The sequence below is a fragment of the Flavobacterium sp. FG139 genome (assembly GCF_057809695.1).
Genome location: NZ_JBMDKL010000014.1, coordinates 20,572 through 35,043 on the forward strand (window position 1 = coordinate 20,572; position 14,472 = coordinate 35,043).

General features: G+C 34.0%; 12 protein-coding genes. 4 read left to right on the plus strand and 8 right to left on the minus strand.

Annotated features, from left to right (window positions below; all coding sequences use genetic code 11):
- Positions 1-47: 47 nt before the first annotated feature.
- On the minus strand, positions 48-3,062 hold the full coding sequence (locus ACODSI_RS12085; protein WP_488917113.1) for a tetratricopeptide repeat protein: 3,015 nt from the start codon (positions 3,060-3,062) through the stop codon (positions 48-50).
- Positions 3,063-3,319: 257 nt separating this feature from the next.
- On the opposite strand from ACODSI_RS12085, the gene ACODSI_RS12090 reads away from it, so the two are divergent.
- Positions 3,320-4,003, plus strand: coding sequence for a cell division ATP-binding protein FtsE (locus ACODSI_RS12090; RefSeq protein ID WP_488917114.1), 684 nt, complete (start codon positions 3,320-3,322; stop codon positions 4,001-4,003).
- Positions 4,003-4,896, plus strand: a complete 894-nt coding sequence (locus tag ACODSI_RS12095) for a glycosyltransferase family 2 protein (protein WP_488917115.1) — start codon at positions 4,003-4,005, stop codon at positions 4,894-4,896. Before ACODSI_RS12090 ends, ACODSI_RS12095 begins: the two co-directional genes overlap by 1 nt.
- 1 nt (position 4,897) lies before the next feature.
- Here ACODSI_RS12095 and ACODSI_RS12100 read toward each other — a convergent pair whose 3' ends face one another.
- From ACODSI_RS12100 to ACODSI_RS12115, 4 genes are read right to left on the minus strand one after another with little or no spacing between them, the layout of a single operon-like run.
- The gene (locus ACODSI_RS12100; protein WP_488917116.1) at positions 4,898-5,875 is read right to left on the minus strand and encodes a class I SAM-dependent methyltransferase; all 978 of its coding nucleotides are present in this window, start codon (positions 5,873-5,875) and stop codon (positions 4,898-4,900) included.
- A 1-nt stretch (position 5,876) separates the two neighbouring features.
- On the minus strand, positions 5,877-6,956 hold the full coding sequence (locus ACODSI_RS12105) for a glycosyltransferase family 4 protein (RefSeq protein ID WP_488917117.1): 1,080 nt from the start codon (positions 6,954-6,956) through the stop codon (positions 5,877-5,879).
- Positions 6,953-7,345, minus strand: coding sequence for a sugar 3,4-ketoisomerase (locus ACODSI_RS12110; RefSeq protein WP_488917118.1), 393 nt, complete (start codon positions 7,343-7,345; stop codon positions 6,953-6,955). The genes ACODSI_RS12105 and ACODSI_RS12110 overlap by 4 nt, the downstream gene beginning before the upstream one ends.
- Positions 7,335-8,447 (minus strand): glycosyltransferase, encoded by a 1,113-nt coding sequence (locus tag ACODSI_RS12115; protein ID WP_488917119.1) that lies wholly within the window; start codon positions 8,445-8,447, stop codon positions 7,335-7,337. The genes ACODSI_RS12110 and ACODSI_RS12115 overlap by 11 nt, the downstream gene beginning before the upstream one ends.
- Positions 8,448-8,484: 37 nt before the next feature.
- Here ACODSI_RS12115 and ACODSI_RS12120 point away from each other — a divergent pair, with 37 nt between their 5' ends.
- Both ACODSI_RS12120 and ACODSI_RS12125 read left to right on the plus strand, forming a co-directional pair.
- Complete coding sequence (locus ACODSI_RS12120) at positions 8,485-9,624, plus strand: glycosyltransferase (protein ID WP_488917120.1); 1,140 nt, start codon at positions 8,485-8,487, stop codon at positions 9,622-9,624.
- An 8-nt stretch (positions 9,625-9,632) separates the two neighbouring features.
- Positions 9,633-11,048 carry a DUF6056 family protein gene (locus ACODSI_RS12125; protein WP_488917121.1) on the plus strand — a complete coding sequence of 472 codons (1,416 nt, stop codon included), beginning with the start codon at positions 9,633-9,635 and terminating at the stop codon, positions 11,046-11,048.
- An 8-nt stretch (positions 11,049-11,056) separates the two neighbouring features.
- On the opposite strand, the gene ACODSI_RS12130 is transcribed toward ACODSI_RS12125, so the two are convergent.
- From ACODSI_RS12130 to ACODSI_RS12140, 3 genes are read right to left on the minus strand one after another with little or no spacing between them, the layout of a single operon-like run.
- On the minus strand, positions 11,057-12,331 hold the full coding sequence (locus tag ACODSI_RS12130) for an O-antigen translocase (RefSeq protein ID WP_488917122.1): 1,275 nt from the start codon (positions 12,329-12,331) through the stop codon (positions 11,057-11,059).
- On the minus strand, positions 12,332-13,432 hold the full coding sequence (locus tag ACODSI_RS12135) for a DegT/DnrJ/EryC1/StrS family aminotransferase (RefSeq protein WP_488917123.1): 1,101 nt from the start codon (positions 13,430-13,432) through the stop codon (positions 12,332-12,334).
- 1 nt (position 13,433) lies between these two features.
- Positions 13,434-14,402, minus strand: coding sequence for a GNAT family N-acetyltransferase (locus ACODSI_RS12140; protein ID WP_488917124.1), 969 nt, complete (start codon positions 14,400-14,402; stop codon positions 13,434-13,436).
- Between the last annotated feature and the right edge of the window lie 70 nt (positions 14,403-14,472).

Genomic DNA, 14,472 nt, shown 5'->3' on the forward strand with positions numbered 1-14,472 from the left:
AGTCTATCATCTATTCGTCTATTTTCTATTTGTCTATAATTTAAAATCTATTTAGTAATCGACGAATTCGTTTTACTTTCTTCGGTTTTAATGGTGTCCAATTCGGTTTGTGCTTCTTGAACTACGTCGGGAAAATCAGTAAAGTTTTCGATTACACTATCCAAAATTGAAGTAGCTTGGAAACTGTCTTTCAATCCGTAATAGTTTTTCGCCATCACAATTAATCCACGTGCACCAAAATATTTATACCCCGAATAATCTTTAGCTAACTTCTGAACCGCTTTGTTAGAATCGGCAAATTTTCCGTCTTTATTTTTGAAATAAGCATCATAATATAAGGCTTCGGCGGCTAGTTCACCTTTAGCAATTTTTAATAAATTAGCGTAGGCTACACGAGCTTTCGCTTCGTCATTCGCTTTTATAGCCGAACGTGCTACAATGATTTGCGCATCACTTTTAATTTTGTTATCCGTTTTGGGATTACTTAGTACTTTATCAGCATATACTACGGCATTTGGATAATCTTTTTGATCGTAATACGCACGCATCAAATTGGCTTGCGCAAAAGTGATGTTTTGCGGAAAATCGGCTTCGGTTTCTAATCGTTTTAAAACGGGAATCGCTTTAGAGAAATTGTCTTTTTTCAAATGGATTTCACACAAACGCGCCAAAGCTTGTTCGGTAAACTCGCTTTTAGATTGCCCAATTACATATTCATAATTCGGAATAGCATTTTGCTCTAAACCATCGGCGTAATACGATTGTGCCAAATAAAAATTGGCTTTCAACGCATGAAGTCCTTTAGGAAACTTAGCCACATAACCACTCAAAGTTGAAATCGCTTGTTTGGTATTGTTTTGCAAATATTGCTTTTCGGCAGCTTCATACGTATCGTTATCCAAATCGGCATCCGAAACTTCAACGAAATCTAGAGTTCTAACCCACGTAGCATATTCGTCTACTTTTCCATTATCCACATAAATCAATCGAGCGGTAGAAACAGCTTCTAAGGCTTCTGGACTTCTTGGGTATTCTGAAGCGACTTTTTTGAATTTAGCAATCGCCAATTCATCTTTATTCGCATTATAATAAATCAAACCTTGACGCAACACAGCTTTGGACGAATACGATCCATTCTTGAATTCACTCAACAATTGGTCGTAGGTTTTAATTGCCAAATCGGGTTTGTTATCGGCAACATACGTATTTCCTAATTCAAACAGAGCATCATCACGATATTGCGATGTTTTAAACGTTTGCAAAAATTTATTAAAATCTTCTATTTTCTTATCGTTTTTGCTTACAAATCCATAGCTGATGGCTTTTTGAAACGCTGCATAATCGGCATCCACACTTTTTAATTCGATAGCTTTATTGTAGGCATCCATTGCGGGCCAATATTTTGACGTAACAAAACGGCTGTCACCCAAACGCAAATAGGCATCATTCAAACGAATTTTATCGTCTTTCACCGCATCAATCTGACTTTGGAAATAATTACCGGCTTGGTCGTATTCTTTTTGTTTGAAATAGCAATACGCAATGTTGTAATTGATGTTTTTGTATTCTGGTGTGTTCTTAGCTTCCGCCATGCCTTCAAATTGCTTGAAACTCAACAACGCCTCATTAAAGTTGTCTAACGTATATTCGGTTTCAGCTTTCCAAAAGGTAGCACGAGCTGAGAACTTAGCATCTTTTTGAACTCCAATAGATGTTTTAAACATTTTTTGAGCTTCTTGATAATTCCCATCGGTATACAATTCTAATCCACGGTAAAACGTCACTTTTTGGTACGCTAGCTTATTTTCCGGACTTTTATTTTTCTCTAATAACGTTAAGGCTTCTTTGTAATTTTTAGACGTGATGTACGAATTGATCAACAAGCCTTCAATCTCACCTTTACTTGGCGAATTCGGATATTTATTTAAAAAAGACGACAACACATCGGGAACCGATTGATAGGAATTCCCAATTTCATAACTGATTTTGGCATAATTCAAATTGGCATCTTCTTGTATTTTCTTATCAAAATCCATCTCCGAAGCATTCTTAAACGCATTTAATGCTTGTTGTTTCAGATCGGTTTTCATATAACTTTCGCCCAAATGATAATAGGCATTTTGAGCTACAAAGTCTTTTCCGTCAATAATTTTATTGAATTGCGAAATGGCATTTTCATAATCTTTTTGTTGGTAATAGGTATATCCCAATTGGTAAAAATCGGTATTGCTCCATTTGCCTTTTTTACCGTTATAGGCTTTCAAATAAGGCAAAGCTTCGTCGTATTTTTTTAAATTAAAATAACTTTCTCCGATAATTTTATTCAATTCTGATTTTTCCAATGCTGATGATTTTGCCATAGCAGCTTTCCCTAAATCGATGGCTTTTTGGAAATTCCCCAATTTGAAATTCATATCCGCTTGAAAATACGACAACTTTTCTTTATATTTTTCTTCACCCGAAACTTGGTCAAAATACTTAGTTGCTTCTTTATAATCGTCGCCTTCGTAAGCCATAAACCCTAAATAATACTTGGCTTGCGAACCGTATTCTTTAGAATTAGCCACTTTATTCAAGTAGGTTGTCGCTTCTTTTTTATTTTTGGCAGAGAAAAACGCATACCCTTTTTGAAAATTATATTTTTCCAATTCGTCATACGCCAAGGCACTTTCATCCACTTTACTGAAATATTCTAAAGCAAAAGGATAATTTCCATTTTCAAAATAATACGTGGCAACGCCTAAATAGGCTTGATTTTGCTTTGTACTGGTGGGATAATTGGTTACAAAATCTTCCATCAATTTATCGGCACCCGATTGATTCAAACGAATGGCGCAATTGGCAATATAATAGGCACAATCTGCTTGAACGTCTTGCTCCTTATTGCTTTGTTGTACTTTGTCAAATAGAATTTGAGCCGCTAAATATTGTTTGTCATTATACAAGGCAACCGCTCTGTCAAATTCAGAAAGTTGGTTGGTATAAATTGCCGATTGTTGCGCCGAAAGTGTTGCGCCCGAAGCCAATACATTTAAGAGTAAAAAAGCTGCTATTTTTCGCATTGTCTGGTGTTTTTTATAATCATTCAAAATTATCATTCTACTAAGTATAACGAGACATTGTCAGGTTTTATTATAAACATTTTTCTTAACAATTTAATTTTAGATGTCAGATTTTAAATATCAGATATAAAAACGTTAGTAAACAATAAAAATCAATATGTTAGGTTATTTAAAAACAAGCTCAAAAATTTATATTTCTAAAATCTAATATCTAATATCTAAAATTTATTACTTTTACCCGATAAACAAAATTTCCTATGTCACAACCTGTATTATCTTTAAAAGACGTTACAATTTATCAAGAAAATAGAGTGATTTTATCACAAGTCAATCTAGAAGTAAATCATGGTGAATTCCTTTATATTATTGGAAAAACAGGTACTGGAAAAAGTAGTTTTATGAAAACGTTGTATGGCGATTTGCCGTTAACACAAGGCGAAGGCCATATTGTGGAATACGATTTGGCTACACTTCAAGAAAAAGATATTCCGTATTTGAGACGAAAAATCGGAATTGTTTTTCAAGATTTTAAATTACTACCCGATCGTAATGTAAGCGACAACATGCTTTTTGTATTGAAAGCTACTGGTTGGACCGATACTGACGAAATGCAACATAAAATTGATGAAGTTTTGGATAAAGTAGGCATGAAAGGTTTTGCTTCTAAGATGCCCCACCAATTGTCGGGCGGTGAGCAACAACGTGTTGCCATTGCTAGAGCCTTATTGAACGATCCTGAATTAATTCTTGCCGACGAACCTACTGGAAATCTGGATCCACAAACCAGTGTTGAAGTGTTAGAAGTATTGAAAAACATCAATGCGTTAGGTAAAACTATTGTTATGGCCACACACGATTATGCCTTATTGATGAAATTCCCATCCAAAACATTAAAATGTGAGGATGGCGCTATTTTTGAAGTGGTTCAGAGATCAGTGTAATGCTTTCCATCTTAATTCCTACTTATCACTACAACATTTACAACTTAGTTTGTGAATTGCAAAAACAATGTAGTCAATTGGAAATAGCCTTTGAAATTATTGCTCAAGACGATGCTTCCAACTCGGACTATAATTTGGAAAACCAAAAAATAAATGCTTTAGAAAATTGCCGTTTTATCATCAATCCTACCAATTTAGGTCGTGGTAACAATCGGAATTCGTTAGCCTACCAATCCAATTATCCGTGGTTGTTGTTTTTAGATTGTGATATTACTCCTACTTCAGATACATTTATAGAAAATTACATCAAAGCTACACCTTTGGCTGATGTTATTTTTGGTGGCTTGACTTACCAAGTTGAACCACCACAGCGAGACGAAATATTACGCTGGATGTATGGTAAAAAACGAGAAGCACTTTCGTTACAAGAACGGCAAAAAAATCCAACTCAAACCGCTTTAACGTCTAATTTATTGATTAAAAAAGAGGTATTCCTTTCCCATTCGTTTGATTCAGCAATAGTAGCTTATGGTTATGAAGATTATTTGTTTTTTTTGAATTTAAAAAAGCATACTATTCCAGTTATACACATTGAAAATGCAGTCATTCATCTAGGATTGGAAACCTCAAAACAGTTTTTAGACAAAACAAAAATTGCTACAGAAAACTTGGTTTGGATAGCTCAAAAAAATCCAGAACTGGTATATGAAAACAAGATTCTAAAAGCCTATTCAAAACTAAACTTTTATCGATTAACTAGACTTTATCGATTTATATTTCAATTATTTGAACCTAAAATCAAACAGCAATTAGTTTCTAAAAAACCATCATTGTTTCTATTTGATTTATATAAATTAGGGTGTTATGTTTTAGCAAAAAAACAGCAACACTAAGTTACTTTTTATACACTCCAAAAATAGCATCCGAAGTTTTTTGAGATTGTACAAAATCTAGTTCTTCTTTCAATAAATCGGAGATAAGCGCTTTGGTTTCTGGTGTGTCATTCACAAAATTATGGGCAATTCCTTTGAGTAACAGATGTAAAATGTTCCAGCCCAATTCTTTTTGTTCTACAATTTGAAAATGCTTGGCCAAGCTTGGAACAATCGCTTCAGAATCTACCGCTTCGGATGGATCCACCAGCAACATGCGCCATATTCCAGGTCGGTATACTTTTGTTTTTACAGAAGTACTTCGATACAATTGCTTGTACGATTGCGGTAACATTTGTAATAATTCGTTCGATTTTTGCAATTGAGCATTTGTCCATTGCAAGCGATTGGGTCCGCAATATTCAAAAATCACGAGTAATCCATCGTCTTTTAAAAGTGGTTTCACAAAATCGGATAACGTATTTTCTACGTTTTCAAAATGATGCAAACTGGAAGAAAACAAAACAATATCATACGAACCCAATTCGAAATTCAGCTTTTTAAAATCACCTTGATGGTAGTGAATATTCAAATTTTCCTTATCTGCCAAAACTCTAGCATTGGCAATACTATCGCCGGAGACATCGACAGCATCAATATGAGAAAAACAGGAATGTTTTGCAAAATTGCGATCGTGTAATCCTTCACCACAACCGATAGAAATCATTTTCAAATTCGATTTTCCTTTCAAATAGTTGGCCACCACATAATCTTCGTAAATGGTATTCTTATCACCAGAAATAATTTCATTCCACAATTCGGTAATCTCGGGAACTAACCAAAAATCAGAGGTTGATGCATACGAATCCCACTTTGCTTCCACTCTAGACTTTGGTAATACTTTGAGTTTTGAAAGCAAAAAAGAGATGCCTTTTTCTTTAATTTTATGATACACATCTAAAAAATCTCCGATGGTGATGTAGCTCATTTCTTTGGCCATATTACGTTTTAATTAGCGATTTTAGAAGTTCATTCCAAGTGGTCATAATGGTTTCTAAATCAAATGCAGAGGCCGCCGCTATAGCATTCGCACTCATTTTTTTGGATAAATTTTGGTCTTCTATAAGTTGGATTACTTTTTCCGAATACAATTGAATGTCATTATCTTCAACTAAAAAACCGGTTTCGTTGTGAGTAATTATAGCTCGTGGTCCGCACGGACAATCAAACGCGACACAAGGTAATCCAAACGTCATGGCTTCAATCAAAACCATGGGAAAACCTTCGTAACGAGAAGTCATTAATAGCATCGAGGATTGGCTGTATTGCGCTTCAATGTTGGGAATAGGTTGGTGAAAATGAATCGAAGTCAACCCCAATTGTGATGCCTGATTTTGATAGAAATTAGTTAAAAAAGAACCGTACACTTCTAACGACCAATCAGGATGTTTTTCAGAGACCAAGTTCCAAACTTGTAACAATCGGTCGATACCTTTTTCATAACTATGACGCGCTACGGCAATGGCTTTTTTGTTTGACAAATTAGAAACCGTTATATTTTGCAACCAATTCGGGTTGGGAATGACAGCACTATTCGAAACCTGCCATTCGTTTCTACTTTCTTCGGATAAAACGATGAATTTATCAAATTTGGAAGCGGCATATTTTTTAAATTTTATTCCGAGTTTATATACCAAAGATGATTTTGGTTTATTTTCAGTATTGTAAATTGAACCGTGCGATTCAAATAAAATAGGAATTTCTGTCTTGATAAAAATAGGAATAAAGAACCCTTTCAATCCATCGCAGACAATAATTACATCGGGTTGAATTTTGGAAATTAAAGCTTTGACCGATTGAATGTATTGTTTTAGAAATGTAACTCGATTGCCATTTAAAGTCATGTTATGTAAGGTAATGGCATCACTAAAATGATAAAATGGATCAATATGATTGTCATTTTGCGTCAGAATATGTACTTCATTTCCGAATACATCAGCAAGGTAATTGGCTTTGATTGATAGTACTCGAACCAAACCACCTTCACCAATTATTCGTGGAGTTACATAGAGAATTCTCATTGTACACTGGCTAAAAAGTCGTTGTAATCTCGAATATAATCTTCTTCGATAAAAACATCGGAAGCCAAAACCAAACAAACCGCTCCAGAGGAAAAGTTTTCCAATTCTCTCCAAATATTTTTATGAATAAGCAATCCTTTATCGGGTTTGTTTAAAGTGACCGTTTGCTCGGAAGTGCCGTCTTTCAATACTACATCGAAACTTCCCGACAAGGCCACCAAAAGCTCCAACTGTTCAATATGCGAATGACCACCACGATGTGCAGAACTTGGAACATCAAACAAATAATACACCCTTTTAATGTCAAAAGGCACTACATCTTTTTCAATTATGGCTAAATTACCGCGGTAATCTTCTATTTTAGGTATCGAAATAATTTCAATGTTCATTAGTATGAGATTTAAAAAGTTGCAACCAGGTTGCTCCGATGGTGTTCAATGCAAATTTTGTTACACTCGATTTGGCGTTATTTTTACATTGTAAATATAATTCATTATTTGAAACCATTTCATTCAAAGCCAAAGTGAGTTGGTTTTCATTTTGATTTTCGACTAATAAACCATTGTGTCTATCGGTAATAATTTCGCTAGGACCCGACAAACAATCATAGGAAACCACTGGTGTTTCACAGGCTAATGATTCTAATAACACCGTTGGAAAGCCTTCGTTTTTACTCGATAAAACGGTGAAAAGTGCTTTTTTGTAATAGGGAAACGGATTGGCGATACTTCCTTTAAAAATTACTTTATCTTCCAAATTCAAGTCTTTTGCCAATTGTTTCAAATTCGGAAGCAAGATGCCTTCACCAATTATTACTAGTTTGATGTTTTGATTGGGTAAATCTGATTTGGCGTAAACTGCAATTAGTTTATCAAATTGTTTTACATCAATGTGCATGTTTCCAACGGCGAGAATGTACTTAAAATCAACATCCAAAGCCTCATTGGATTGCTTTTCAATAGCTTCTAAATCAATAGGATTGTAAATGGTTTGCACCTGATTGTAATGATAATCTGAAAGTATTTTACCTTTAATTTTATTAGAAACCGCAATGATTTTGTAGCTATTTCGGTACATACATTTGGCTAAATAGTGCCATTTTGGAAAGTACAATTCGGTTAAATAACTGTGTACTACAAATATTGATGGTGCTGTGTAAATGAATTTTGTGATAATGAGTTCTTGCCATTGTTTGTTCTTGGCTCGCGTATCAATAATGAAATCAAATTGATTCTTTCGGAAGAATTTATACAGTGTAAAAAACCGGTTGAATCGGTCGTCTAAATTAAAACCACCTTTCTTGAGTTTACCTAAATTTAAAACTTCGCCAGCATAATCATATTCGATTTTATCCATAACCAAAACATGATGAACTGAGCCATTATTCTTCTCGAAAAACTGAGATAATAATGCCGAACAACGCTCTGCGCCACCACCTGCTAACTGATCGGATACGATACAAATTTTATATTTCTCGGAAGAAGAGTTCACTAATTTTGACTATTTTAGCAACAAATATAAGCAATAAGTGAGAATTTTATTAATTGGAGAATACAGTCGGTTGCACAATTCCTTAAAAGAAGGATTAGTGTCGATTGGTCATGAAGTAACCCTTGTTGGAAACGGCGACGGTTTCAAGAATTTTCCAGTTGATTTATCAACCAAAGCCACATGGAGCGAAAGCACCATTGGAACTTTTTTTCGAAAAGTTATTCATCGAGTGACTAAATTAGACATCGCACAATTGGAATTTGGGATTCGTTTTTATTTTCATTTAAAACAGTTAAAAGGATTTGACGTGGTGCAATTGATTAATGAGGCACCCATTCAAACTACACCAAAATTAGAACGATATCTGTTAAAAAAAATCTTCAAACAAAACCAAAAAACGTTTCTTTTGTGTTGCGGCGTTGATTATATCGTGGCCAAGCATTTAATGGAAAAAAAAGAACGGTATTCGATTATGAATCCGTTTTTTGAAAATCCAAATTCGAAAAAAGAATATGCTTTTATTTTGGATTATTTGTCTCCAAACCACATCAAAACTCACGAATTGGTGTATCAAAACATAGTTGGAGTTATCGCTTCTGACATGGATTATGTCTTGCCTCTGAAAGGAAATCCGAAGTTTTTAGGGTTAATTCCAAATCCAATAAATGCGACTAAAATCAATAATATACCAATAGAAAATTTGGACAGAATTGTCATTTTTTTAGGCATCAATCGCGGCACGTATTTCACCAAAGGCATTTCATTTTTTGAAAAAGCATTAGACATTATTCAACAGAAATATCCAGATAACGTAGAAATTATCATTGCCGAAAATCTTCCTTATGATACCTATATCAAAAAGTATAATCAGGCCCATATTGTTTTGGACCAAATCTATGGTTTTGACCAAGGGTACAATGCCTTAGAAGCAATGGCAAAAGAAAAAGTGGTTTTTACTGGCGCTGAAAAAGAATTTGAGGAATATTATAAATTAACCGAAAAAGTCGCTGTAAATGCATTACCCAATGTCGATTATTTAGTAACCGAACTTTCTCATTTAATAGAAAATCCGAGTTGGATACATGCGATTGGAGCTCGTGCTCGAAACTTTGTAGAACAAGAACACGATTATATTAAAATTGCAACCAAATATTGTGCAATTTGGCAAACTAGTTAAACATAAAAATGAAATTACAAATACAAAAACTCTTCAGCCATGTAAAGGATTACAACCTTTTTATTCTCATTGGAATAATAGCACTAGTCCCTTTTTTCACTTTGTCTTTTTTTAACAATCCAGCCACTGATGATTTTTTTTATGCATATTATGTAAAACTTTATTCTATCCATGAAGCACCATTTTGGTTTTACAACAACTTAGGTGGCCGCTACTTTTCGAATACTTTGCTGAGTTTTAGTCCCATTTATTTTGGTTGTACTTATTGGTATAAAATAATCCCTATTCTTTTACTTTCGCTATTCTGTTTCTCTCTATATACATTTGTTTCAAGCTTTTTTGAAACGATGTCATTCAGAAAAAAAACAGCAATTGTAGGATTGTTGTTGTCTCTTTTTCTTTTTCAATTACCCGATGCTTGTTCGGCTTTTTATTGGATGCCTGGTTCCATTACCTACCAACTTCCGATATCTTTAAATCTTTTGGCCTTTGCACTCATAATTCGGTTTTATACTTCCAAAAAAGTAGTTTTTCTTTTAATGGCTATAATAGCACTATTCTCTTGTATAGGTTGTAACGAAATAACCGTAATTTTCAATTTGTTATTCTTTTATTTCATCATTTTTTATAGATTCTTTGCTTTAAAAAAAATCGATATTACCATGCTAGTTTTGTGCTTATTTGTAACTGCTTTTGGAGCATTCGAAATCCTGGCGCCCGGAAATGTGGTACGTGGAAAAGCCATTCCGGTGCAACACGATTTGTTATATTCGTTATCACATGCCATTATTGCTAGTATCAATTATTGGTTCAAATGGTTGCCTCTTGTAATGATTGTTAGTTTATTTTTTGTACAAACAATTTATAAAAAAATTAAACTTACCACCAACAAATCAGTATTCATTCACCCAATACTTGCTTTTTTAATGCTGTTTTCCATACTTGTTTTGGAACTTTTCCCAGGTTTTTGGGTCAACCACGACATTTTACCCGATCGAGCTATAAATACCATTTACTTTTATTTTATCTTGAGTGTTGGCTATTGGATGGTATGTCTACTTCATTATTTGAAAGAAAAATACCATTTTATTATCGAATTAAATCTACCTACAAAATATGCCATGGGCTGTATCATTGTATTGATTATGTTTTCCAACACGCCTATATACAAAGCCTATTATGATTTAGTTAATAAAAAAGCATACCATTACAACCAAGAAATGGTTCATCGTATAAACATCATTGAAACATCAAAAGATAAAACAGTAGTAGTACCTGCATTGAAAAGCCAACCAGAAAGCATTTTTAAACCCATCATAATGGGATTAACGACCAATAAAAACGATTGGAAAAACCAAGAAACTTCCGATTATTTCAATAAAGAAATTGTAGTACAACCCACCGATTCAGTTTTTACCGAATAATCGATTTTCTAAAACAAAGATTTTCTAAAGTACATACTCAACACGGCAAAATAAATGCTGTAGGTTAAGGCATGTGCCATAACAACACCTTCAATAGCATAGATTGAAACAAAATAAATGCTAGAAAAATAGAGTATGGTTAAGGAAAACAATTCGAAAAAAATAAAAGCCTTTGTTAGTTTTTTGGCATAAAACTGATATCCCAAAATGAAGGATGCTGCTTTAAAAGTATCACCTATCAATTGCCAAAAAAACAATTTAGAAACAGGCATGAATTCTTTGGTAAAAAGAATCTGAACCACAAAATCACGAAGTAAATAAAGCACCATCATAGCAACTACAAAAAGTGGTAGAATTCCTTTGTAATACTCCCAAAAAAGCGATTTTGTTTCCTGATGCCCTTTGGCTACGGCCAATTTAGGAAGAAAGTAAATCCCAATAAGCGAGGTTATAAAAAGAAAATTATAGGATGAAATTCGGGTAATGGCTTCCCAAAAACCAGCTTGATCAATTCCGATAGTAGCAATAATATTTTTTCTTATGGCTAGAAACACCATAGGTCCGAAAACTGCCGAAACCAATGCCATCAAGGAATAAGATGATAAATCTTTTAAAAAAAGTAGTTTATAAAACTTCCTGTTAACAGCTTTAAAAAATTTAATTTCCTTGTTGATGGACAAAAAAGAAACTAAAAACAACAATGATGGTGTTGTGATGATTGCCAACAAAGCGCCTTCGGTTTTCAATTGCCAAATTAATACCGCTGAAACGAATAATCCGATGCAATTGCCAATGATATTGATGTATATCACTTTTTTAAATTCACCCAAACCATTGATCGTGGCTATTAGGAAAACATTTCCAATATAAAATGGCAAGCCAACAGCTAATGCTTTGAAAATAAAGACGTATGAGTATTGCTTTCCAAAAACCGATTGATTAAAATACTCGGAAAAGAAAAATAAAACCAAACTCAATAATACGCAAACTACCAAAACCGAAATGAAAATCGTAGACAATGTCTGCTTGAGTTTATCATCGTCTTTTTTGTGTTCGGCAACATATTTCACGACGCCATTTTCAAAACCTAATGTAGCAAATGCCTCGGTTGACGTTAGAAAATTACGCAAATTTCCGACCAAAGCCATGCCACTTGGACCCACAAAAATAGCTATGATTTTTGAGGTGATAAACCCAATCAAAATTTTAATCAAAATACTAATCCCATTCAAAGAAATTGCTTTGAATAAAGGTTTAGAACGTATTTCTTTTAAAAAGCTCAATTAGTAGTTATTTAAAATTTGGATTACGAAACTAACTTCTTCTTCTGTCATCACTGGACTCATAGGCAAACTCAACACTTCTTTGTGTATTTTTTCGGTAATAGGAAATGAAAGAGCATTCCAAGAAGCCAACGCTTTCTGTTGATGCGGCGGAATGGGATAATGAATCATCGTTTCAATAGTATTTTTCAATAAATAGTCTTGCAATTCCAATCTGTTTTCGGTTCTAATCACAAACAAATGAAATACATGGTTATCAGACAAATCCCAAGAAGGAAGTACGATTTTGTTGTTTTTAATTTCAGATAGATACCGTTTTGCAATTGCTTTTCTTCGATCATTTTCGAAATCTAAATTGGGTAATTTCACATTTAAAAAAGCTGCTTGAAGTTCGTCTAAACGCGAATTAATTCCGATATATTCGTTGTGGTATTTCTTTTCAGAGCCATAATTTCGAAGCGAAAAAATAACTTTGGCCAAAGCTTCATCATTGGTAGTCACAGCACCAGCATCGCCTAAAGCGCCTAAATTTTTACCCGGATAAAAACTAAATGCCGCAGCATTAGAAAAATTTCCAGCTTTTAATTTTGCCTTTGAAATGGCTCCATGCGCTTGAGCAGCGTCTTCAATAACCAATAAATGATGTTGATTTGCAATTGTATTTATAGCACTCATTTGGGCCAATTGACCATACAAATGAACCGCTAAAACGGCTTTGGTTTTTGATGTGATTTTAGCCGTAATCAAATTGGGATTGAGGTTGTAGGTTTCCAATTCAGGTTCTACTAAAACCGGAACCAAATCTGCTTGTAAAACTGCTAAAATACTAGCAATATACGTATTCGCTGGAACAATCACTTCGTCGCCTTTTTGAAGTTTTCCTAATTGCATGTAGGCTTTAAAAATCAACACCAAGGCATCCAAACCGTTTCCAACTCCAATACAATAATTGGTGCCGCAATATTGGGCATAATCACGTTCAAATGCTTTTACCTCATCACCTAAAATAAACCAACCTTTATCCAAAACTAATTTCATTTTATCTTGAAATTGCTCTTGGTAAGGCGCATTTATTTTTTGTAAATCGAGGAATTTTATCATGTTATAGGGATTCTAGTAAATGATGGTTAGAGGTTTTAAATCGGAGGAAATTTTGAACCGTCGTGGTAGCTCCAAAACTTTCTTTCCAATAAGCCAATCCTTCGTTTAATTTTAAACCGTTTTCTTCAGAAGAACTTCCAAAACTAACGTATTTTTTGTGAGCATATTTTTTGATAATACAATCAAACAAAACATCTAAAGCTGCGGTGTCATTACGATCATTTCCACCCGAGCTGTATTGAAAATGAGCCGTAGTTTCGGATATAAACATCACTACTCCGGCTTTCAAATCGTTATTTTGATAGGCATTAAAAAGAGTGATATTTTCAGGAAATGATGCTGCTAATTGCTGAATTTCATCAAGCGTGTGCACCGGATTTACGTGAAAACGTTCGTTTAAATTTGGTGTTAAAATGGTGTTCCAAAAACCTGAATAATCCTTTTCTTCTCTAATTTCAATTCCCAATTCGGAAGCTACTTTTAAGGCTCTTTTTCGATTTCGATTGGGTTCATAATCTTTTTGCATGTCAATGGCTAAATACACATCCGTTCTAAAAAGTTGTGATTGCATTAAAAAAGACACATAATCAATTTCGTCTGCCAAAGTTTGATTGTAAATTTTAGGCAGCATTTTCATTTCAAAAGTCGCAATACCATTTGACTCTAAAAACTGCATGAGCACTTTAAAAACAGAAACGTATTCTTTAATTCGAATATCATTTTTAACAATTACACCGCCATAACTCAAGCCTTGATGCGATAAAACAGCAGCTCCAACCCTATTGGCAGGCACAACCGCTATTACTTTATCCTCCTCAAAAACGAGTAACGAATAATCTTCAAAACGATCGGCATGGTATTCCATAAAATTTCTATGAAATAAAAAAGTAACATTTTTGGCAACACTTATAAAAGCATTCCAAACCTCAAAATCATGTGGTTGATATCGTCTAACTTGGTAGTTTTTCACTCTTATTTATAAAACTTCGGAAAATTACACAATTATTTAATAGTATTTCCAATTTCAAAAATAGGCATAA

Excerpts from the sequence above, each read along its gene's own strand:
- ACODSI_RS12085 (WP_488917113.1), bottom strand. The coding sequence starts at position 3,062 with ATGCGAAAAATAGCAGCTTTTTTACTCTTAAATGTATTGGCTTCGGGC.
- ACODSI_RS12095 (WP_488917115.1), top strand. The coding sequence starts at position 4,003 with ATGCTTTCCATCTTAATTCCTACTTATCACTACAACATTTACAACTTA.
- ACODSI_RS12110 (WP_488917118.1), bottom strand. The coding sequence starts at position 7,345 with ATGAACATTGAAATTATTTCGATACCTAAAATAGAAGATTACCGCGGT.
- ACODSI_RS12135 (WP_488917123.1), bottom strand. The coding sequence starts at position 13,432 with ATGATAAAATTCCTCGATTTACAAAAAATAAATGCGCCTTACCAAGAG.
- ACODSI_RS12100 (WP_488917116.1), bottom strand. The coding sequence starts at position 5,875 with ATGGCCAAAGAAATGAGCTACATCACCATCGGAGATTTTTTAGATGTG.
- ACODSI_RS12090 (WP_488917114.1), top strand. The coding sequence starts at position 3,320 with ATGTCACAACCTGTATTATCTTTAAAAGACGTTACAATTTATCAAGAA.
- ACODSI_RS12125 (WP_488917121.1), top strand. The coding sequence starts at position 9,633 with ATGAAATTACAAATACAAAAACTCTTCAGCCATGTAAAGGATTACAAC.
- ACODSI_RS12105 (WP_488917117.1), bottom strand. The coding sequence starts at position 6,956 with ATGAGAATTCTCTATGTAACTCCACGAATAATTGGTGAAGGTGGTTTG.